The organism is Methanobacterium alkalithermotolerans (genome assembly GCF_018141185.1).
GTDB classification, from domain to species: domain Archaea; phylum Methanobacteriota; class Methanobacteria; order Methanobacteriales; family Methanobacteriaceae; genus Methanobacterium_F; species Methanobacterium_F alkalithermotolerans.
Map to the genome: position 1 here is coordinate 1079739 of NZ_CP058560.1, position 22153 is coordinate 1101891.

Below are 22153 nucleotides of genomic sequence, written 5' to 3' on the forward strand. Positions count from 1 at the left end.
TTATTTTTCTTTTTCTTCAGGATGGTAGGTAGCATAAAATCCATCCGTGTCGGCATAGATACTGTGGAAGCCAAATTTTTTTGCCTTTTCCATGGTTTTTTTAATATAGTCCCTTCCCCATGCAGTAATGGCCTCGGCACATTCAATAGAATACCACCGGAAACGTGAATATCCATAAACACCATACATGGTATTGGCCAGTCTTTTTAATGCTTCCTGCTGCACATTAAGTATCTTTTTTTCCATGGGATCCTCTGATTTCTGCATTTTTCTTTTAAGACGGGATCTTTCATCTAGAACCTGCCCTATAACCGACGGTATGAATCCAGGAGGTTCTTTTAAAAATTTATAGCCACTCTCCGGTGCTATGTAACTATTTTCTTCATCCAGAGTAATGGTATCTGGGGAGATATTTTTGGATATTATTATGCTGGGATAGAGGCTTCTAAAATCAAATTGAACAATGTTTTCATGTAATCCTTTTTCAGGTTCTTTAACATAGCCCCCCTCCACACTTTTTCCTCTTCTTTGGGAGTGCTGCAAATGAGAAGGTTTATTAGGTGCAATTTCCCCATATTCGTGTGATTTTCTCATAAAAAACCATTCTGCTTGTTGTCCAGTGGTCATGCGTGTCAGGTCAAAAAATGGTTGGCCTACAATTCTGCTTAGTTCTAAATTTAAGGGAAGTATTTTCTCTCCTATTTTATAGGTGGCCTGCACATCATCCAGGGAATATCTGAATAGTTGTTCTAGAGATTCACCTCCCGCATCCCAGTATTGCCATAATTTATCCCCTGGAAGATCAAATTTTTCCTCGCCAAATAACTCCTGATAAACCCGTTCTAAGGTATATCGATCCAGATGCATATAACGTCTCATTACCAGGTAAAGATCCACGTGGATTATACCCTTAATAGATGCTGAATTGGCAAAACCTCTTCTCAAGAATTTTAATTCAGATCCATCAACTCCTAAGTCCAGTTTAACCCCCAGCAGTTTGGCCCGGTCTTTTATATAGGGGAAGTCAAAATTATCAGAATTGTAACCCACAATAACATCTGGTTGGTAATTTTTTACAATTTCAGCGAATTTTTCCAGAATTTTCTTTTCGGTATTTACTTTTTCTACAAAGTCCAGATGCTGACCTTTGGTGGATATGACCTTATCCAATCCCATGTTCCCTGAAATGCCCACCATAATTATTTCGTCTTTTTCTGCATTAGGCATTCCATCAGGATTTCTAACCTCAATATCAAAACTTAAAATCTTTAATTCTGGAAAGTCAGATTCCAGTTTTTGGGGAGGTTTTTCAATTTCCAAAAGTAGAGTATTTTCTGAAGCGGAAAAAACACAGGGTGATGATTCAATAATATTTCCTTCAATCTTTATTTGAGACATGGGAAAAATTCCTTTATCAATTAAATATCTGCGATAAAAAGGAATATCATGTTCTCTAATTTCTTTTACCTGACTTAAATTCCATATATCGTCTCGAAGTTCGGGAACATCCTGAGGATGTTTTAATGTGACCTTTAATATTTCCCTATTCTGGCCCAGATCTTTTTTTTGAATTCTTTCAATTTTGTCCAGCCCTAAGTTTTCCAGTTCATGTTGACATAGTCCTATATCATAGGGTATGACATAAATGTAAGGTTCAAATGTTTTATCCAGAGCTATGATTGTATTATTATCATTTGAGCCTTTGTCTTTTCCAAATAAACGGATTACTGGTTTAGAATCCTGAGTAACATAATCAATATCCAGTAGCACCATATTCCTGGTTTCCATAAGAATGATTTAGATGTGTACCATATATAATGTGATGGGTTGAGATAAGAAAAACAAAAAGAGTAATAATAAGGGCTAATTGAAAACTAGGTAGATATATTAAAAGGATTTTAATCTCAAAAGTCAATTATATCTCTTTAAATATTTTAAATTATTAAATAGTTTATTCCGGGAAAAATTTATTAATAATAGAGTCCTAACTAAGTAATAATTAAACAGATAATTTATCTGGAGGGGTTTTATGAAAAAAAATGTTTTACTGGGAATATTTTTTATAATTTTCATCACCATAGTGGGGGCCACATATGCCCAGAATATCGTAGCCACCCAAAGAGGACCTTTATCCGCCAGGGAAGGGGAGAATATTACTATAACTTACACGGTAGCCAATAAGGGAAATAATACTATTTATAATGTAAGTGTGGCTGATCAAAATTTTTACAAGTTCCTGGGAAATATTAGTCCAGGAGGTAGTCAGAGTTTTACCGAAAAGTTATATATTCCCACTGATGCTGAAGTAAAAGAAGAGTTTGGTGAAGATGCCATTGTATCAAATCCCTACTTCATAGGTGGCTTTGCAGTAACATATCAGGATGATGATGGAAATAAATACGCAGTCAATTCCAATACACTTAGCATACCTCTAATTTCAAGTAAAGTAGCTAGTCCAGTAAATGTGGCAGAATATGCTGCAGCTAGTACCACACCCCAGGGAATATGGCAGCAAATTATGAACCTGATCCAATCCCTGATAGCTTATATCCAAAGCTTGGTTACCACCGGTTCTTAAATAAAAGAATTCAGAACTAAATTTATTTTTTTTATATTTTTAAAATAAAAATCCTTTAAGAAATATATTGGGGCATTTTTAGAAAGCATAGTTAATATAACATAACTAGTCTTCAGCGGAATTTTTTTCCAGACCTTCCTTTTTATAAGCCATTAGTCCAGCATAGGTTACTCCCAATATAAGAGGTCCCAGTATAAATCCTGCCAACCCCCATACCAGTGGTCCGCCTAAAAATCCCGCCAGAAAAATCAGGGGGTGGATATCAGCGTATTTTCCAGATATTTTAGGTCGGATATAAATATCACTACCACTGAGTACCACACCTAAAATCAGCACCAGTACTGCCCGTAAATAATTCCCCATTAAAATATCATAAATTAAAAGAACCGTATAGGTGGGCCAGGGACCTATAATGGGCATGAATTGTAAAAATCCCGCCAATATTCCTAAAAATAAAGCATACGGATATCCCAATATATAAAATCCGGCCACTGCCATTAAACCAATGACAAGAGAAGTTAAAAAATGGCCATAAAAAATACTTTTGAGAACTTTTTCTGTTTCATCATACATTATGTGGAAAAAGCCCTTTCTTTTAGCAGGAATAGCAGAATTAATATATTCCCAAAGTTTATCTCCATCACGGGCCAGATAAAAAGTAGAAGCTATGAATACCAGTAACTGCAGAGCCAGTAAAGGTAGTGAAGTAACCATTTCCAGCAAATAATTAAGAATTCCTACAAAAATATCTTTAATGAAACTATTTAGGGTTCCCCCAGCAGAAGTGATGAATGATTGAAAATTATCAGGAATTATAATGGTTAAATCTGAAAAAGTAGAGTTTAAACTTTGATTAATTTGATTAGATGAAGCAGAGCTTTGAGCAACACCCAGCACATTAGGTAAGACCTGTATTAGTGATTCAACACTGAATATTATAAGAACTATTAGAGGTAAGATTATAAGTACCATGGCCAGGATAATGGATAAGGAATTAAAGCGCAGATAGGGTTCCATTTTTTGAGATAGTGGTCTTAGGCCATAGGCAAAAATAGCCCCAAGGATAATCATTTTTAAAATAGGAGACAGTACTACCAGAGATAATAAAATTAGAATCAAAACCAGAAAAAGAGAAGATGTGAATGTTCCCTTTAACTTATAAATCATTAATTATCATTCCTGATTATCCGGTGTAAATTACATTTAATTTCATGATCTTAAAAAAAAACAGGATTTGTTTATCCCTAATAACCCTGTAATTTTATTAAGATTAAAATGGTTTTGCAGTTCCTGATGAATCCCGGTGGTATTTTCCAAATTCAGTTATCATTTTTATTTCATGTCCCCAGAAAACAGGGCCCTCCACACAAACTCGCCAGCCAGTATCATCCACACAGCATTGTCCGCACAAACCCATGGCGCACTTCATCCAACGTTCCATGGAAAATTGAGCAGGGATGTGGTGTTCTTCAGCCAGTTCCAGAATGCCTTTCATCATGAGCTCCGGTCCACAGCTAATAATAAGGTCATATTTTTGATTCTCCAGTAATTGTTTCACCCGGTCGGTAGCAAATCCTTTAAATCCACAGGTGCCATCATCAGTACAACTTAAAACATTAGCCCCTGCATTTTTCATCCGTTCTATGAATAATAGTTCATTTGAAGTAAGAGAAGCACTTATAACATCAACTGAAACGCCCCTATCCCGAGCATGGTCTACCATGGTAGCAACAGGAGCCATACCTATTCCTCCCCCGACAGCCAGGATTTTAGATCCTTTTAAATCAAAACCTTTGCCATAAGGACCCCTTATGCCTAGTTTATCACCTTCTTTGAGGGAGTGAACCTGGCTGGAAAATTTACCTATTTTTTTGATGGAAATGCCCAGTTCTTCTTTCAAGGGGTCTATTAATGATATGGACATGGGTTTTTCATCTTCAAAATTCCATATCATCATAAATTGACCTGGTAACGGATAATCGTATTTATTCTCCACTTTCCAATCAAAAATAAAAGTTTTAACCGATTCAGATTCTTTTATTATTTTTTTTATTTCCATTACATTTGGAACGTGCTTTATATCTACCATTTAATCCCCTCGGTTCCTTAAGTCTTCTTAAGATGCTTTTTTATAAAATTTATTTGATTAGTTAATTAGATTTTATGGGAAATGCCCACCATATCATCCACCTGAGAAAATCCTTTCTTTATCATGAATTTTTCCAGACCCACAGCAATTTCATTGAAAATCTCCGGCCCATAGTGCATAATAGCGGTACCCACCTGAACAGCACTGGCACCAGCAAATAAAAACTCCACCACGTCATGATAATTGAAAATACCCCCCACACCAATTATAGGAATTTCAACCGCCTTAAAAACTTCATATACGCATCTAAGTGCAATTGGTTTAATAGCAGGTCCAGACATTCCTCCGATCTGGTTTGACAATACCGGCCGGCTGGTTTCCAGATCTATTTTAAGTCCCGGGCCCAGTGAATTTATTAAGGTAAGTGCATCTGATCCTGCATCAGCAGCACTGATTGCTATTTCAATTAAATCCGTTACATTAGGAGTTAGTTTGGTTATTACCGGTATTGAAACTGACTTTTTAACTGCTTTAACCACCTCAAATGTAAGTTCCGCGTCCTGTCCAATAGCTGCCCCGCATCCACCCATGGCATGGGGACAGGACACATTAAGTTCCAGTAAATTAACCTTTTTTTCTACTTGTGAAGCTACCTCAGCAAATTCTTCAGGTGAAGCCCCATAAATAGATGCGGCTACTTTAACCTGTGGATCAAGTCGTTTGAGCTCTTTTTTAAATGTTTCCACTCCCGGATTGGAGAGGCCTATGGCATTTATGATGCCCCCTTCCACCTCCACCGTGGTAGGATTATTATAACCTTTATTTGGTTGGCTAGAAAATGATTTAGTGACAACCGCCCCTGCACCAGAACGATATACCCAGTTTAATGAAGATGCAGTACTTCCCATTACACCCGCAGCTAACATGGTGGGATTTTTTAATTTAATATCGCAGATTTTGATTTCCAGCATTTTTCACCCTCATGAATTATGTTTCCCTATCCTTAAAGATCAGGGCCCTATGGTAAATATGAAATTTTTAAATAATTATAAATCAGGTCAGACAAACTAACTATATGAAATGTTATCTCACCAGTTGTCTGGCTGGTTTTATGGCCTTTAGTGAAGATTTGATTCTCTTGGATTATGAACTTTTCCCACCCAGTAAAATATCTTCCCGGCTTTTAGATGTACAGGAAGGTAATTTAGTAAAGGAAGAAGAGTTTCTACTTAAAAGAATGGTAAAAAATCACGAAAAGATAGTAATCGAAAATTCCAGACGTGTTTCTAATTATAAAAACCTTAAAAATAGTGAAAAATTTGAATTCCAATCACCCCACCAGGGGGGAGAACATTTAAGATATAATTTAACTTCTATCCTAATAGATGTGGGATTTATAGATTCCCCAATAGATTTTAATCCACGAATTAGTAATATTTATCAAGAATTGGTCCTTAAAAAGATAAGAGATTCATCTGAATCTGAAGATAAACTATTAATGCAGGCAGTTAGTTCCATTGAAGAATTGGATGAGTCTATAAGTAAATTATCTGAACGCATCAGAGAATGGTATGCCATCCACTTTCCAGAAATGGATGCTATGAAAAGTCATGAGACATATGTGGGTTTAATTGCTGAATACGGACACCGTGAAAAAATTATAAAAAACCTCAAAAAATTTAATTTAGATATAGAATCCAGCATGGGTGCTGAAATAGAAGAAGAAGACATTTTAATTCTCCAGAATTTTGCATCCTCACTTAAATCATTGCAAGATTCTCGCAAAGGCATAGAGAAGTACGTGGAAATCAAAATGGGCAAAATCGCTCCTAATTTAATGGATCTTTGTGGTGCCACCCTGGGGGCTAAACTCATAGCCCACGTGGGCAGTATTAAACAGCTTGCTATTTTCCCTTCCAGTACGGTGCAAATATTAGGTGCAGAAAAAGCTCTTTTCAGGCATTTGAAAACAGGAGAACGTCCCCCTAAGCATGGGCTAATATACCAGCACCCTGAAATTCGAGGGGCGCGTTGGTGGATTAGAGGAAAAATAGCCCGGGCATTTGCTGCTAAAATATCCCTTGCAGTTAGAAAAGACCTTTTTTCAGGAGAATTTGATCCTCATATTAAAGAACAGTTTTTGGAAAAGGTTGAGGAAATAAAAAAAGAAAATCCATTTCCAAAAAAACCCTCCCGTTCTAAAACTATTAAAAAAGAAACCTCCCGTAAAAAGCCTAAAAAGTATGGAAAAAAGAAAAAGAAGAAAAGCCGAAAATGATTTAAAAAAATCATTCAGTTTATTTAGGTAAATTCCTTAAAAGGGCCAGTTAACTAAAATGTGATTATTATGGAAAAATTAACTAAATCAAGTGAAATCTATATCATGGATCATTCGCTGGTTACTCCTAACCTCGCCCCTGAAGTAAAAGTGTATGGAGAAAAATTAGTGGATTTTAAAGGAAAAGAATATAGAATATGGGATCCTCGACGTTCTAAACTGGCTGCGGCTATTTTAAATGGGATGGATACCTTGGAAATATATAAAGATTCCAAGGTTTTATATCTGGGGGCCTCTTCTGGTACCACCCCTTCTCATATTTCTGACCTGGTAGTAGATGGTTTATTGTATGCAGTAGAGTTTTCACCCCGGATGATGAGAGAGTTGTTAAGGGTATGTGAAAAAAGAGAAAATATGGTGCCTCTTCTAGAAGATGCCACCCGGCCACATCGTTATCTGAATCTTTTAGAAAAAGTAGATTTAATATATTGTGATGTGGCTCAACCCCAGCAAAGTGAGCTTTTCATGGAAAATATGAGATTATTTTTAAAAAAGAAGGGTAGGGGAATAATCATGATTAAATCCCGAAGTATTGACGTGACACAAAAACCTCAAAAAATATTTAAAAATGAGGAAAAAAAACTTAAAAGTGCAGGATTTAAAATTCTAGAAAAAGTTAAATTAGAGCCATATGAAAAAGATCATCTGGCCATGGTCGTAGAGTTAAGTTTTTAATCTATTTTTATTTACTGGTTTTTTAATAAGAGAGAAAGTTTTAGGGGAATAGAATAATTTCTTATTTTGTTGAACTGATACTTTTATATTATAGAAGGTACATAAAAAAATAATTGCCCATACATCATCTAACATGTGGCCATAATTTCACCTCCAGGGGTTTTGCAAATATTGATATACTCCCACATAATGCAAAAGCTCTGGAGGATGAAAATATTTATTTTAAGTTCAATTATTTGATTAATCTTTAAATTGTTAACTTGCTTATTATTTTAGCTTTGTTAGAATTTTGTTAAAAATGATTTTTGAAATCTCTTTTTTAGTTAATAATGGATTTTCTTCCACATTTTCTTTATCAATTATTAAAACCTGGTTAAAATCTGATCCAAATCCTGCACCATCAATTGAAACATCATTTGCAACCACTATATCTGTGGTTTTAAGTTGAAGGAGTGATGATTCAATCAATTCTTCTCTGGAAACACCATACTCTGCTTTAAACCCCACCAGGAATATATCTGGATTAATAATTTTAGCCTTCTCTATGATTTTTGGAGTGGGCTTTAGATTCAGTAGTAAGTTTTTAGAGGAGCTAATTTTATTTTCTTCAAAATTGGTGGGAGTAAAATCAGCTACAGCTGCAGCGGATATGAATATATCATAATCTATAATAAGATCCTGGATTTGGGTTGCCATTTCTCCTGTAGAAGATGTGCATATAGTTGGTATAACCGGGGGAATATTTACCTTCATTTCTCCTGCCAATAGCATTACCTCTGCACCACGAATATATGCTTCCTTTGCTAACTCCAGCCCCATCTTACCCGAACTACGATTGGAAATTCCCCTTACTGGATCAATGGCTTCATAAGTACCTCCAGCAGATATTAATACTTTTTTCCCTTTTAAATCACCGGCTGATGTTTCTCTAAGTACTTTTAGCACTATATCCTCCATATGGGGAAATTTAGCTTTGCTTTCTTCGATGCGCGGTGCAATAAACTGGATTCCTTCATTTTCCAGCTTTTCTATGTTCTCCTCCACTGCCTGATACATGGCATCATGCATGGAAGGAACCATTATAATGGGAGTTTTTTGTCCAAAGGCAGTTATTAAAAGAGAGTTAATGGGATTATCTGATATTTTAAAGGCAAATTTGCTTATGACATTAGCTGTAGCTGGAGCAACCAGAATTAAATCCGCAGAAGCATATTTAACATGTTCAATGGCCCCGGTTATTTCTAAAACCACCTTTTCTCCTGTAGCAAATTCCATGGAATAGGGGTGAATGATTTGACAGGCACTATCACTCATGAAACATTTAATATCAAATCCCTGTCTTTTAAGCTCCCTGGCGAGCTTTACTGACTCTACGGCGGCTACACTTCCAGTAATGCACATAATTATATTCATAATTTTTACCTTCTTAAATCCCTTTTTTTTATATAACTTTTTATTGGTCATCCAGTACAATAATTGTTTCTTCACCAGTAAGTAATTTGATAAGGGCATTAAGTTGCTCTGGTTTTCCCGGTAGCCGGTGGGCATCTTCTCTCCTGACCCTTATTTTATATCTTTCCTGGCCGTCCCGACCATATACTATATTTATTCCAGAAATTCGTGCAGGAGCAATTAAATCGCTTGAAACAGATTTTAAATCAGATCCTTCACCTACAACCCTGATTTTTTTTCCTATTTCTTTGGATATGGCCCTTACAATTTTCCCTCCCTTACCAATGAGTTGACCAACTTGATTTTTTTCTGTGATAATTATAGTCTCTTCTCCCCCATCAATAATCCGTTTAAAATCTAGTTTGCCATCCCCAAGTTTAAAAATTATTTTTGCAATGCTCAGCTCAGTTAGAGTAACTTCGCCATTTTTAAGCTTTTTTTCACAGCCCGGACATAATATCCCACTTTTTAAACAGACATCACATATTGGCAATACCATTTATAGTTCCTCCTTTTTATTTTTATAAACATGACTAAAGTTTTAAGAAGGCTTTCTCCCATTAAATCCTCTTTTTAATTTTAATTAATTTAATAAGACAAAATATTCAAGAAAATGTATTTTTTGAATGCCGATAGACTATTTAATTCCTTAAAGGGAAGTAAAATAAAAAAACGGGCCATGAATGATATCAGGTATGAAATTTAATCATAATATTACAGTATGCCACTCTTACCTGACTCTTTTAGATAGTTTAAATTTTAAGAATATAAATTTATGCCCCTCATAAAATCTAAATTAAAACTCTGAAAAAAAGAAATATGGAATAAAAAAAATATGGTTTACTGGATTTTGAAAGTGTTTATTATTAGATCAAAGTTTTTCTGTTGAGCATCAAAATCAGCAGGTAAAGCTCCGCAGAGAATCACATATATGGTGCCATTTTTTTCCAGCCATACCGCTCTTTCCTGTTTTTGAACACCATCCACATTAATTCTATGGATGTTTTCATAAGCTTCTACCCCATTTAGGGTCAATGATCGTTGTGAAATTGACTCAAAGTTAGGATTAGATTCGGCTGTAGAATAAGTAGCATCAAAAGTGTCTTTAAGGGTTTGTCCTGAAGGTAATGGTGTAGATTGAATAACTACTAAAGTAGTTATGCTGCCATTAGCATCCTGTGACTCAGGATCACCTACCACTACCAGTGAATTAGGAGTTTCACTTTCTAGATCAGATGTCCATGATTCCGGATATTCAAAGGAAATTCCGCTTCCAGAAAAAGTTTTAGAGGGTATATCTGATGTTTGGCTTGTTCCTTCCTCCCCTGAATCTACACAACCTGCTGCAAATACCACCAGAAGTATGATGGTTAGTATGGGAAAATATTTTTTCATGATTACACTCCGTATAATATTATAATATATACGTATATTTTCTAGAAAAATATATTTATACCTATTGTTCTTGCCAGACAATAAAAAACAATGAATTCCGGCGATTAGAACTTAAAATGTAAAAAGAATAGAGGATAGTTGTATATTAAAAAATTAGTTGATTATTTTAAAACTATTCACTATCAAATCAAAATTTTGTCTTTCCCTTTCAAATTGGTTTATAAGTGCGCTACACAGGATAACATAAATCTGGTTGCTGTCCTCTATCCAGATGGCACGTTGTTGTTTGAGAATACCATTATCATCCACAGTGTAAACATTCTCTCTGGCCTGAACATTACCCATAGTAATATTGCTTTCAGATACTCTCTGATAGCTGGAATTATTGAATAATGTAGCATAATTTTGATCATACATGGAATTGAAAGTTCCAGTTCTATTTATTCTTTGTATAGTAACCACAGTTTCAGCAAAGCCCGTAGCAGTATTTACTGACCGGGGATCGGCGACTGAAGCTATAGTGTCATTAGCTTTAGATGTGGCAACTACCCATGTTCCGGGATAATCAAATGAAACACCATTTTGAGTTAATGTTATGGTTTCATTTGTTCGTGAATCGGAATTAGAAGTGCATCCCGCAGTAAAAACGAGAAACAATATCACTAATAGTGCTATGAAATATTTTCTCATAAAATCTACCTCATTAAAAAATTTAAAAAATAGATGATGGTTTTAAGTTATGGGGCAGGAGTTTCAGGAGGAGTACCTCCCCCGCCAGTATTTCCACCATCCCCTGGAGAATCCCCATTACCTGGAGAATCCCCACCATTAGATGGAGTATCTTCCGTTGGAGATTGGGTTACAGTAGTTACCTGAGTATTTTGAGTAATATTAGCACTATTTTCAAAAGTAGGGAAGGCAGTATCATTTACCAGTACCGTGCCATCAGTGGCCGTGGTAGGTAAATCCAGAATATATACTCCAAAGCCAGAGCCTATAAAAAAAGCCAGAGCCAAAAAAACTGCGGCCAAAGCCCCTATTTTAGATTTTGAACTTTGAGAATTATTTTGATGAGTTCCAGATGTTTTTGGAGTAGTCACGTATTTTTTTACGAGTTCTTCTTCTTCTATTTGATCCTTTTCCGCTTTATTTTTTTCTGCCCAATGATCCAGGGATTTTTCCGCGTTTTTTTGACCCCGCATCATTTTAATTCTATCTGCAGCCTCTAGAGTTTCTAGTTGCTGAGAATATTCTCTTTTTTGAGACTGGTACTCTTTTTTAGATATATTACCTGCTTCCAGGTCTTTTTCCAGGTCTCTGAGAATTTTTAAAATTTTATCATTTTGACTAATATTAATCCTCTCCATAAGTAGGATATGAACCTAAAACTTTTACAAAGGGAGTTTTATTTTTGATGGTATTTAAAATATTCTCTACCTTGCTATCATCACAGTGGCCTTCAAAATCTATAAAGAATATATATTTACCCAGACCTTTCTTGGATGGCCTGGATTCAATTTTAGTTAAATTAATATTTTCCCTGGCAAAAAGCCCTAAAACATCATATAATCCTCCTGGACAATCTTTAGATAAAGAAAACACTATGGAAGTTTTATCATTACCAGTGGATGGTTGCTTTTTATGAGAAAGAACAACAAAACGAGTCATATTATTATCATAGTCCTGGATATCTCTAGCAATTATTTCCAACCCATATAACTCAGCAGCACGGTTAGTGCCAATAGCTCCGGCGTTTTTTTGGCCTTTAATAAATTTAGCTGCTGCAGCAGTACTGGAAGTGGAATGAGTAATTATGTTCAGGTTTTCCAGGAAAATGCGGCACTGTGACAATGCTTGTGAATGAGAATAGACCGATTTTATATCTTTAATACTGGTGCCGGGGTTAGCCAATAAATTATGACTTACAGATAAAACAATCTCTTTTTCAATTATTAAGTCATAATCCTGGGCTAAAAGATCCAGGGTGACTCCTACAGGACCTTCAATAGAATTTTCAATAGGGACCACGCCTTTATCTACTTTTTTGTTTTTAACTGCATCTAAAACTTCTATTATGGAATCATAAGCAATTAAATCCCCTTTTAAAGTAGCAGCAGCCTCCTCTGTAAAGGTTCCTTTAGGTCCAAAAAATGCCAGAAAAATATCTCCCTCTTGTTTTGATTTAGGTATAATTAATATAGCCCTCCTTTAAGATAATTCCTTATCTTGTCATTAGTGGATTGATGTATTCTTCTAATAACTGCCTTTCCATCATTATAATCTTCAAGAACAGCACTTACTCCCAGATCATGTAAATGGCGCATGAATTCCTCGGCCTCATCCTGATTATCCACTTCGATAATAGTATCTTCTATAGCAGAGTCTCCTTCTGCTATGTCCTGAATAATTTTAAGCATAGGGTAGATAATGGATTCACCCATCCTCTGAGCTCTTTTTCTAAGTTCTTCCGGGGAATCTTCCATTTCATATGCCTGAAAACCCTCCCTTATAACTCTTGAAAAGAAAAATGCCCTTCCAAAATCAAAAGGAAAATTAAATGCGTATTTTATTTCTCGATTATGAGCCTGAGAAGAAGTATATTTAAGAGGAGATAATTCCATCTCAGGTTGTTTCATTACCACTCCTTCCCTATTTTCCAGCCCTATTTGTTTAACGATCTCTTTAATTTTTTCTGATGCCTCTTTTACAGGGAATATCCCATACAATCTTACAACAGGTAGGCCATAATCCTCCAGAAGCTTTCTTTTTTTATCCAGAGATAATGGTTGATTGGTCAGTTTTTGTCGGATATCAAATACTCGGAATCCCAGATTTCCGATTTCTTCATAGTGATGGGAAACATAGGGATTGGCCGTTCCAACCATTTCTCCACAAAGTACCAGGTCAGGATTGTCCTGAAAGAATGTAGATAAGTCCATTAATTCCTGTGCTTTTTTGGTGGTGAAAGGGCAAATATATCCTCCTCGAGTAAGTGCAATTATGGTGATATCATCTTTAGAGTCTGATTCACATTCCAGGCAGGCCAGGCGGACATTATATCCATTCATCTTTTCTTCTACTGCTACCTGGTCTGGAAAATAATTCTCCAGTGAGGGAGATAAAAGTAAAGTTCTTCTTATTTTAGGAAAACCCCGGATAACCTGGATATTATTAGTAAGGTATATTACGGTGCCTTCTTCAATTTTACCCAGACCCTTTTTAAATTGAAGTGTAGGAATATTTAAGGAATGATAAAATTTAATAGTGCCTTTCTTAATTGCTTCTTCCAGTTTTTCTGATTTGATACCAACTTTTTGGTGTATCTTTTCCTCTAAGAAGTTTTCAATGGAAATTTCTGAGATTAAATCACATTGAGGACATAGATAAAAAAAGTGGGTAAGGGAGTTATTTTTCCTCCAATCGATTTTCATGGAAGAATTGCATTTAGGGCAATTAATTTCTGGAAGAATTTAGTTAACCCCCTCCATTTCAACAATAAGGTCCATTAAATCTGTTTTAGTTATAATGCCCAGCAGATGATTATTTTCATCTATAACTGGAAATCCGCTGAATCCTTTATCCAGCATCAGTTGGGCAGCTTCAGCTATGGTGGACTGAGGGGAAATAGTATGCACATTTTGAGTCATAACATCCTGCACCAGTAGATTCCTTATACGTGCTGCCTTGTGTTTATCTGGTACTATCTTTCGGAAGGATATTAAAGATTCCGCGATATCTTTAGCAGTTATTATGCCTGCAAGATCTTCCCCTTCCATTACCAGTAACCTGCTCACCTTAGAATCTATCATTAACCTCCTAGCATGGACAATTCTTTCCTGTGGATCTAAAGATAGAATTTCTGTGCTCATAAAGTCCTCTACCAGCTTGTTCTCGTAAGCTTTTCCCCGGCAGTTGTCTATAAAATCAGATTTGGTAATAATACCAACCATTTCTCCATCTTCCAATACCGGAAGACCGCCTAAATAATTTTCAAGCATTTTATTAGCTGCTGTCCCCAGGTCCATTTCAGGATGGGTAGTGATAAGTTCCGTGGTCATAACCGTGGAAAGATGAAAATGGGATGGGGGTAGATTACCGTATTTAGAGGATCCCAGTTTTTGAGCAATGTCTTTTTCAGTTACCATTCCTACCAGTTCTTTAACTTTATCATTATTGGTGTTAACTACTGGTAGTCGGGAAACTTTATTTTTTTTCATGATTTTAAGTGCATCGTGCAGGTTTTGATCTTTATCAACCACCACGATATCGGATGACATTATATTTTTTATTTGCATAAAAATCCCCTGATTAAATATTTTCCTTAATCTATACGAATTTTTTATAAATACTGGTTTAATTTCTAAAAAAAAAAGAAATTAATCAGTTTACTGAATTCCTTTTATTATATCTGTTTTAGTTATTATTCCCACTAACTCTTCGTCTTTTACAACAGGCATACCACTTATATCCTTTTCCAGCATCAATTTAGAAGCTGCTGCTGCATCTTCATCAGCATCCATTATCACCAGATGATTGGTCATTAAATCACCTGCAGTTAACATGGAAACCATTCTCACGTTCTTTTTTTCTGCTCCCTCAACTGGCCGGATGAAGTAAATTTTTTCCACGTTGATCCCTGTTTCCGGGTCTTCAATCTGGGCAAAAGAAATGTTTTCAGTGGTTATAATTCCAACCGGGTTGCTATCTCGAATAACAACTATTCGGCCAATCTTTTTTTCTTCCATGAGAGATATTACATGGTTTATTCCATGGTTTTCATTTACAGTTACCACTTCGGAACTCATCAAATCAGAAATCTTCCATTTCCCTGTATATTTATTACCATATATTTTAATGAGATCTGTTTTGGTTATTATCCCTGCTAATCCCTCTTCATCAACCACTATTAATGAGCTGATATCCTTTTTCAGCATCATTTCTACCGCTTCTTTAACATTTTCTCCGGGGCTAATGGTAATCAAATCAGTATTCATCACTCTATTTATGGAAATTTTATCAATAGGTCTTCTTTTCCAGTTGGGGCCATTGCCTCTCATTTTATGAGTTATATCCCTTTCTGTTACAATACCCACTGGATGGCCTTCTTTATTTATTACCACAATGCGACTGAATCCATTTTTTATCATGAGGTTTCTAGCATAGGCTACCTGGTCAGTATCCTGGATAACCACCACTTCCTCAGTCATTATGTCTTGAACTTTCATTGATCATCACCTGAAAGATATACCTGAATTATTTTATTGCATTTAAAATATCCTTTTCAGTAATTATACCTACTAATTCATTATTTTTGACCACCGGCAATCCACCGATTCCCTTTTTTTCCATTATTTCGCAAACTTCCCCTAAATTATTTTGGGGGGTGGTGGTAATTACCTCGTTTTCCATTATTTCAGTGATTTTAGTATTCAGTATTTCTTCTGCACTATTAGAAACCATATTATTGAAGGCCTTGCTTTCACCTAAAAATTCCAGAATATCAGTGGAAGTTATCAGTCCTACCAACTTTTCATGTTCAGGGTGCGGAGTTTTCCTATCTTCGCCCACTATAGGTATTCTTCGTAGTCGATTACGAACCATTATTTTAGAAGCGCTCTCAATAGGAGTTCCAGGTGTAGTAGAAATCACCGGAGTGGACATATAATCCTCCACCAGCTCATCAGTTAGTACTCCTGCCATTAAAAGTGCAAAATCCCTTTCTGAAACCATTCCCACAATATTCTCATCAGAGTTTATTACTGGAAGTCCGCCCACACCAAATTCGGTCATTTTACTTACAGCTTCACTAATAGAGTCCTTATTAGATAAATGATAAACATCCCGGGTCATTATTTTTTTCACAGACTCGTTGATTGCAGCCAGGAAATTATCTTCATATTTTTCCTCCACAATTTTAAACTTGTCTCCACCTCCTAAAAAGTTTAAAATATCCATGGAGGTAACAATCCCCAGAAGTTTTCCTGTTCCCGGATCAGTAATAGGTAGTCTCCGGAATTTATTTGCTACCATTATTTCTGCAGCTTCCTTTATAGTGGCAGTTTGAGGGATGGTAACCACATCTTTTTTAGCGATGCTCATTATATCACCCTCATGCTGGGAAGCTCGACTTTCAAATTCTACGGGCCCGCGGTCCATAGATTTTACTCTATTTATGGTATCTTTTCTTCTCATCAATACACCTCTCTAGGAGATAATGGTACTAAATGAATAAATTTTACATTTAATAACAAATTTAAAGCTTTTATAAACGTTTTGAATATAGCTTTATTCTGGTTTAAGTAGCCTGAAATAAGCAAGCAATAGTCGGGAAAACTCATGTTTTTATTTTTAATAACTTTACATAGTTTTTTCATACTAAAGTAAGTATGGCCCCCTATACAATATGAAAACATCAAACTGGGCTCAGGTTCAGGGTAAAAAATATTTTTTTTTGTTCCTGACCTTATTGTGCGGTTTTTTAAAATAATTAAGATAAATAAGACCCCAAAATGTCTTCTCTTGAAACTATACCTACTAATTCAGATTCTTTAGATCTATTTGGCTCTTTTTTTACAAATACTGGATTTTTAACCACAGGTAACCGTCCGATATCATTTACGATCATTAGATTAGCTGCTTCATCCACCAGCATATCATCAGTGCCCACCAAGGTAGGAGTCTTCATAACTTTCTCCACCTTGATTGAACGCTTTCCATGCTCAGTTTCCATCCCAGTACTTATATGACGAGCTTTAATTAGATCTTTCCTGGTTATAATGCCAATTAATTTGCCATTTTTTAAAACAGGTAGACCAGAATAACCAGATTCGTCCATTTGATTCCATACCTTGGAAATCAAATCGTGGTAGTCACAAGATACTACATTTTTGGTTTTGATGTCCCCTAAAGTTTTTTTATGGGGTTCTGCGCCTTCTTCTTTCAATCCGCGCAGAATATCAACCACACTAACAATTCCCACTAAATTCAAGTTATTATTTGACTCCACCACAGGAGCCTGTATTTCTGCTGCAGAAAGAATGTTATAGGCAGCTTTAAAAATATTCATTTCAGGTGTTAAAATAACCTTTGGCTTTTTCATAATGCCCCTGGCTTCTATATTAGATTTGGTTGTAGAGATATTCAGCATATTTCCTCTGGTAATTAAACCTTCTAAATGATCCCCATTAAGCACAGGAATGCAACGGAAGTCCTCATCCCGAAGAATAGATCTTACCCGTGTTGCACTGGTATCTAAAGAAACACTGACCGGATTAGAGGTCATTATATCTTCCACATTCAAATTAATCACCCTCTAAATCTTCTTTACATTCTTCACACACAAATTTACCATCAATTTCATCCAGATATTCCATGAAATTTCCACAGAGTTCACATGCTCCGGGAAATGGTCTTTCATCAGTGGGGAAACCCACCTGATTTTCCTGAATACGCGCATTTACCACCAGTATTTCAGTTAATTCAGGAGAAACAGCCATAACATCACTAGAGGTCAATATTCCCACCAATGACCCATCTTTAACAACAGGCAACCTCCTTATGTTATTTTTAGCCATTAAACGAGCTGCTTCGTTCAATTCGCTGCCAGGATCTATATTTATAAGATTTTTAGTCATGACCTGGCCAATAGTAATATCACTGGCCGCGATATTTTTTGAAACAACCTTTCTTATAATGTCACTTTCAGTTATAACTCCTTCTGGTCCAGCCTTAGTCTTTACTATTAGACTACCTACTTTCATCCGGGTCATCAATAGTGCCGCATCTGCAATACTTAGCTTATGGTCTACGGTTACAACATTTGAAGTCATGGCGTCGTGTACTGTCACTTTAGTTTCCATTTCCATCTAAAACCTCCTATCTGACCTTTAGAAGTTTATGTATCTGGGGGATGGTTAAAACATCCATGTGTTTTCCTGCTTTTTCAGACATTTTAAAGAGTTTAGGACTATGCTTAACCCAATAATCAACAGGACTTGCAGGTTGTATTACCAGTGGAACTTTTGAAGGTAGGTTAAGTTCTTTTTTGATGTGTTTGGCAATTAGTTCCACAGTGTCCACTTTGGTAGTGGGAAGCACTACAACTTTACAATAACTATTTGCTCCTTTTTCTATTAATATGTTTAGGGAATCCACTTCCTTTTCCCATAAATCACCCTTATTATCACTGGCAAAATGTTCCGGCAGTTTTATATCCACCGAAGCATAATCAATTAATCCGGCGATTTTCTTAATCTGTGATGGTAAAGACCCGTTAGTTTCCAGCATAGATTTAAAATCATTTCGTTCTAAAAATAATTTGATAAAATCTGCCTGAAGTAATGGTTCTCCCCCTGTAAAGGAAATAGAATGGAAATCAGGGGTCAGCAAATGGCTTACAGTTTTCGATAACTCTTCAATTGAAATTTCGATACCATTGGCTGCATTTTTGCTTTCAGGAGTATCGCAATAGATACAATCCAGATTGCACCCTGCAAAACGAATAAAAATTTGTCTGCGACCAATGAGCTTGCCTTCACCTTGAATACTTGAAAAAACTTCCATGATAGGTGCTTTCATAGGAATACCTGATTTATAAATTAATTCTTATTTAAACTATTTTTTTATTCAGAGATATATTTAGAATTTTTTTGTACTTAATAATTTTCGCAGTTCCGGTTACGACTATAAAAAGCGCCCTGCCCAATGCCTTCATTAACACAAATCTGAACCACCGAAACATCGGCTCCCTTTTCTTGTAACTTTTCCCACAGTTTATCCACAAAATATATGGATAAATCCTCTGCAGAAGTGGAAGGTAAAGGAAGGAGTACACAGTCCTGAAGAGGTAATTTATATTCCTTGCCATCAATACTAAATTCAACAGAGTTTTTTACTGACTTGAACTCAATCAATGGACTTTCTAAAGGAATTAATACCTTATGATCCAATTTTTTACATATGGTCCTTACAATGCTTTTAACTTCTTTAAAGTCAACCACAAATCCAAATTTACCTGATCGCTGGCCCTCCAGCTGAACATCCACATGATAGGAGTGTCCATGAATACAGCCACATGATTCATGTTCAGGAATCATGTGCGCTGCAGAGAACCTTAAGTTAGCATGAATGCCATTAATAATAATTTTCATTTTTTTACCTGTATTATATTAAATTCCAGTCCTTAAAATTAGTAATAAATATGCTTCAAAAATTTGAATCTCTATCCTGATATTCTAGAAAGGTTATGTAGAGCACTGCTATTATAATTTATACCTCAATATAAATCTTGGCACGTGACCTCCTTTTTAGAACATCTAACTCATACTGGCGAAATAAATATCGATTTCATAAAGATAGTTTCAATTCCAGGATAATCCGGCCATTGTTAACCGAGTTAAAAAATTCTTGTTTTGGCTATATCTTCTTCAATTGAATAAATTTCATTTATATATCTTTTTGATGTATCTTTCATTAGTTTAATAACACTTTTCATGCCCATATCGTGATTATTATCTATAAGACTGCTGGTTTCAACATCATGTGGAGTTCCCTGATTTTTCACATTGATGCCCAGATGAACTTTCATGCTGCTAGGGGTAACCGTGGCAATGGAAACCGACAATTTAGCAGAATTTATATACAGGTCGTCTCCTTTTCTGGTACAAGGAATATTCCAATTACTTAATTCATCTTTTAAAATCATCACAAGTATCCTTTGGCGATGATAAGCCATTCTTAAATCTGCTGGTTGGCAATCAAAGTGTTCCACAATAAAATGGGCCATTACATCAGATTTGATTTCTAAATCTACATCCTCATAATCAATTATTTTGTCCTTTTTAATAAGCATGGGGCCAATCCAGGTTATTATACTGGATCCCTTAATACCATATTCTTTTAAAGCCCATGCTGGTTCTATGGGAGTTCCATCATAATTTAAGTTCTCATTTAAATGTTTATGAAGCATTTTCATGCTTATCACCATTGTTTTTTTTTACATGATTTAAGCTCTGAAAAATGAATCTGAGCCGTAAATGTATTTATGTTACGGAAATATGATTTTAAGAGAGCTCAGTTTAAAATTACCAGTTCTTTAAAGCCAGTTTCAGGATCCATAATTCTCTTAAAAGTTCCTTCATACTCCAGAATAGACAATTCCACAGTAGTATTTACCAGGGACCCTTCTTTTAAATGCCCCCCAGTCATTTTTCCAGTTTTATCTGCCACCGCCAGATGTAAGTGTATACCCTCCGGAGAAACGGTCCCATTAGCACATATTATTTCCAGAGGACCCTCAATATCAATAATTTCTTCATCAGCTAACCTTAAAGCTGCTTTTTGCAGACTGCCTACTGCGCCAATAATTATTCCTGCTTCCAGGTTGTTCTTTTTTTGTATAGACCCTATTTCGTTTTTGAGATCTTTGCCCGGAGTGATTCTGAATACTAACATGTCAACTAATATATTTAATAGGGTCTTTTTACATTTAATAATTATGAAAGCCCGACCTCGAGATTTCATATACACTACTGATGATCTTTACTTTGCCACAACTTCCTATCTGCATCCTGAAGATAGGATACTCTCTTTCCTGCGTTATATCCCTCACAAAAATGGGGATCGTTTAAAAAATGGGAAGAAGTATGCTAAAGTAGATTCAGTTCAAGCCTATAATTATCTACAGGAAAATTATCCAGAGTATCTATTTGAATGTGAAAATAGCCAGACATTTATGATGGGGGTTCCTTTAGATCGGGTTAAAGAAATATTAACTCCCCATGACCGTTTAAAAGAGATAATGAAAGAAGATCAATCAATTCCATTATTGAGAAAGGTGGTGAAAGTTGGAGAAACCTTCCATGAAAAGGCAAATATCCCTTATGAAAATATGGGAATCTCTGGTTCCATCTTACCCGGGCTGTATAATATTGAAAGTTCAGATATCGATTTTGTGATTTATGGGCTGGAAAATCACCGTCGTGCCCGGGCAACTTTCAAGGATATTAAGGACCAGGATATTTTCCAGAGTATTGGTGATGATTACTGGGATAAGATATTTAAAAAACGAATTAAAGATTCGGCGCTATCTTTTGAAGAGTTTTGCTGGTATGAAAAACGTAAAAATAATAGAGGGATTATAGATGGAACTTTATTTGATATTTTAGCCACTAGAAATTGGGAGGAAATAAAAGGTTCCTGGGGAGACATACGTTATGAGAATCATGGGCATGTTACCCTGGAAGCTACTGTAAAAAGCGCTCTGGCATCATTTGATAACCCTGCAGTATATGAAGTAACTGATGTAAAGATAATGGAAGGCCCCCCAGTAACAGTTGATAAAGTTGCCTCTTTTACCCACACCTATGCTGGTCAGGCAGAGGAAGATGAAAGAATAATAGTTAAAGGTAAATTAGAGCGTGTTATAGGCTCTAAAAATAGTTATAGGGTTGTTGTGGGTACTACTAGAGAATCTATAGATGAATTTATAAAAATAAAAGATTTACATATGGATTAGGTGTTTCTTGAAGTCTTTTGAATAAAAATTTTTTAAATAATAAATAGATAATTATTTAAATAATACTTTATTATATTATTTTTAATAATAAATATTTATAAATATTATCAG

General features: G+C 35.6%; 24 protein-coding genes. 4 read left to right on the forward strand and 20 right to left on the reverse strand.

Going from position 1 to position 22153, the window contains the following annotated elements; genetic code table 11:
• The gene (locus HYG87_RS05200; RefSeq protein ID WP_211534154.1) at positions 1-1788 is read right to left on the reverse strand and encodes a DNA-directed DNA polymerase; all 1788 of its coding nucleotides are present in this window, start codon (positions 1786-1788) and stop codon (positions 1-3) included.
• Between the two features lie 241 nt (positions 1789-2029).
• Here HYG87_RS05200 and HYG87_RS05205 point away from each other — a divergent pair, with 241 nt between their 5' ends.
• Positions 2030-2578, forward strand: a complete 549-nt coding sequence (locus HYG87_RS05205) for a COG1361 family protein (RefSeq protein ID WP_211534155.1) — start codon at positions 2030-2032, stop codon at positions 2576-2578.
• 105 nt (positions 2579-2683) lie between these two features.
• Here the strand turns inward: HYG87_RS05205 and HYG87_RS05210 are convergent, their stop codons facing one another.
• The 3 genes from HYG87_RS05210 to HYG87_RS05220 form a co-directional block, all read right to left on the reverse strand.
• The gene (locus tag HYG87_RS05210) at positions 2684-3745 is read right to left on the reverse strand and encodes an AI-2E family transporter (RefSeq protein WP_211534156.1); all 1062 of its coding nucleotides are present in this window, start codon (positions 3743-3745) and stop codon (positions 2684-2686) included.
• A gap of 103 nt (positions 3746-3848) precedes the next feature.
• The gene (locus tag HYG87_RS05215) at positions 3849-4658 is read right to left on the reverse strand and encodes a dihydroorotate dehydrogenase electron transfer subunit (protein WP_211534220.1); all 810 of its coding nucleotides are present in this window, start codon (positions 4656-4658) and stop codon (positions 3849-3851) included.
• Positions 4659-4732: 74 nt separating this feature from the next.
• Positions 4733-5638, reverse strand: coding sequence for a dihydroorotate dehydrogenase (locus HYG87_RS05220; protein WP_211534157.1), 906 nt, complete (start codon positions 5636-5638; stop codon positions 4733-4735).
• Between the two features lie 104 nt (positions 5639-5742).
• Here HYG87_RS05220 and HYG87_RS05225 point away from each other — a divergent pair, with 104 nt between their 5' ends.
• Both HYG87_RS05225 and HYG87_RS05230 read left to right on the forward strand, forming a co-directional pair.
• Positions 5743-6945, forward strand: a complete 1203-nt coding sequence (locus tag HYG87_RS05225; protein ID WP_211534158.1) for an NOP5/NOP56 family protein — start codon at positions 5743-5745, stop codon at positions 6943-6945.
• 69 nt (positions 6946-7014) lie between these two features.
• Positions 7015-7680 (forward strand): fibrillarin-like rRNA/tRNA 2'-O-methyltransferase, encoded by a 666-nt coding sequence (locus HYG87_RS05230; protein WP_211534159.1) that lies wholly within the window; start codon positions 7015-7017, stop codon positions 7678-7680.
• Between the two features lie 267 nt (positions 7681-7947).
• Here HYG87_RS05230 and coaBC read toward each other — a convergent pair whose 3' ends face one another.
• From coaBC to HYG87_RS05310, 16 genes are all read right to left on the reverse strand, one after another.
• Complete coding sequence (gene coaBC, locus HYG87_RS05235; RefSeq protein WP_320055117.1) at positions 7948-9228, reverse strand: bifunctional phosphopantothenoylcysteine decarboxylase/phosphopantothenate--cysteine ligase CoaBC; 1281 nt, start codon at positions 9226-9228, stop codon at positions 7948-7950.
• A complete protein-coding gene (locus HYG87_RS05240) occupies positions 9134-9631 on the reverse strand; it encodes a KH domain-containing protein (protein ID WP_211534160.1) in 498 nt (165 codons plus the stop codon). Before HYG87_RS05240 ends, coaBC begins: the two co-directional genes overlap by 95 nt.
• Before the next feature lie 341 nt (positions 9632-9972).
• A complete protein-coding gene (locus HYG87_RS05245) occupies positions 9973-10527 on the reverse strand; it encodes a PsbP-related protein (protein WP_211534161.1) in 555 nt (184 codons plus the stop codon).
• Between the two features lie 153 nt (positions 10528-10680).
• A complete protein-coding gene (locus tag HYG87_RS05250) occupies positions 10681-11217 on the reverse strand; it encodes a PsbP-related protein (protein WP_211534162.1) in 537 nt (178 codons plus the stop codon).
• Positions 11218-11264: 47 nt separating this feature from the next.
• The gene (locus HYG87_RS05255; protein ID WP_211534163.1) at positions 11265-11894 is read right to left on the reverse strand and encodes a hypothetical protein; all 630 of its coding nucleotides are present in this window, start codon (positions 11892-11894) and stop codon (positions 11265-11267) included.
• Positions 11881-12690: a prephenate dehydratase gene (gene pheA, locus HYG87_RS05260; RefSeq protein ID WP_211534222.1), complete on the reverse strand. Its 810-nt coding sequence runs from the start codon at positions 12688-12690 to the stop codon at positions 11881-11883. Before pheA ends, HYG87_RS05255 begins: the two co-directional genes overlap by 14 nt.
• 29 nt (positions 12691-12719) lie before the next feature.
• A complete protein-coding gene (locus HYG87_RS05265) occupies positions 12720-13958 on the reverse strand; it encodes an RNA ligase (protein WP_211534164.1) in 1239 nt (412 codons plus the stop codon).
• Positions 13959-13997: 39 nt separating this feature from the next.
• Positions 13998-14822 (reverse strand): CBS domain-containing protein, encoded by an 825-nt coding sequence (locus HYG87_RS05270; RefSeq protein WP_211532174.1) that lies wholly within the window; start codon positions 14820-14822, stop codon positions 13998-14000.
• Between the two features lie 90 nt (positions 14823-14912).
• Positions 14913-15752, reverse strand: coding sequence for a CBS domain-containing protein (locus HYG87_RS05275; protein WP_211532175.1), 840 nt, complete (start codon positions 15750-15752; stop codon positions 14913-14915).
• Between the two features lie 28 nt (positions 15753-15780).
• On the reverse strand, positions 15781-16719 hold the full coding sequence (locus HYG87_RS05280) for a CBS domain-containing protein (protein ID WP_211532176.1): 939 nt from the start codon (positions 16717-16719) through the stop codon (positions 15781-15783).
• Between the two features lie 295 nt (positions 16720-17014).
• Positions 17015-17821, reverse strand: a complete 807-nt coding sequence (locus tag HYG87_RS05285; RefSeq protein ID WP_249164917.1) for a CBS domain-containing protein — start codon at positions 17819-17821, stop codon at positions 17015-17017.
• A 7-nt stretch (positions 17822-17828) separates the two neighbouring features.
• Positions 17829-18392, reverse strand: a complete 564-nt coding sequence (locus HYG87_RS05290; protein ID WP_211532177.1) for a CBS domain-containing protein — start codon at positions 18390-18392, stop codon at positions 17829-17831.
• Positions 18393-18402: 10 nt separating this feature from the next.
• Entirely contained in the window at positions 18403-19104 is a 702-nt protein-coding gene (locus HYG87_RS05295; protein ID WP_211532178.1) for a 7-carboxy-7-deazaguanine synthase QueE, read from the reverse strand.
• Positions 19105-19181: 77 nt separating this feature from the next.
• Positions 19182-19676 (reverse strand): 6-carboxytetrahydropterin synthase, encoded by a 495-nt coding sequence (locus HYG87_RS05300; protein ID WP_211532179.1) that lies wholly within the window; start codon positions 19674-19676, stop codon positions 19182-19184.
• 245 nt (positions 19677-19921) lie between these two features.
• On the reverse strand, positions 19922-20500 hold the full coding sequence (locus HYG87_RS05305) for a DUF366 family protein (protein ID WP_320055104.1): 579 nt from the start codon (positions 20498-20500) through the stop codon (positions 19922-19924).
• 98 nt (positions 20501-20598) lie between these two features.
• Positions 20599-20979 (reverse strand): PPC domain-containing DNA-binding protein, encoded by a 381-nt coding sequence (locus HYG87_RS05310; RefSeq protein ID WP_211532180.1) that lies wholly within the window; start codon positions 20977-20979, stop codon positions 20599-20601.
• 40 nt (positions 20980-21019) lie between these two features.
• Between HYG87_RS05310 and HYG87_RS05315 the strand changes: the two genes are divergently transcribed.
• Entirely contained in the window at positions 21020-22042 is a 1023-nt protein-coding gene (locus tag HYG87_RS05315; RefSeq protein WP_211534225.1) for a DNA polymerase subunit beta, read from the forward strand.
• Positions 22043-22153 lie beyond the last annotated feature (111 nt).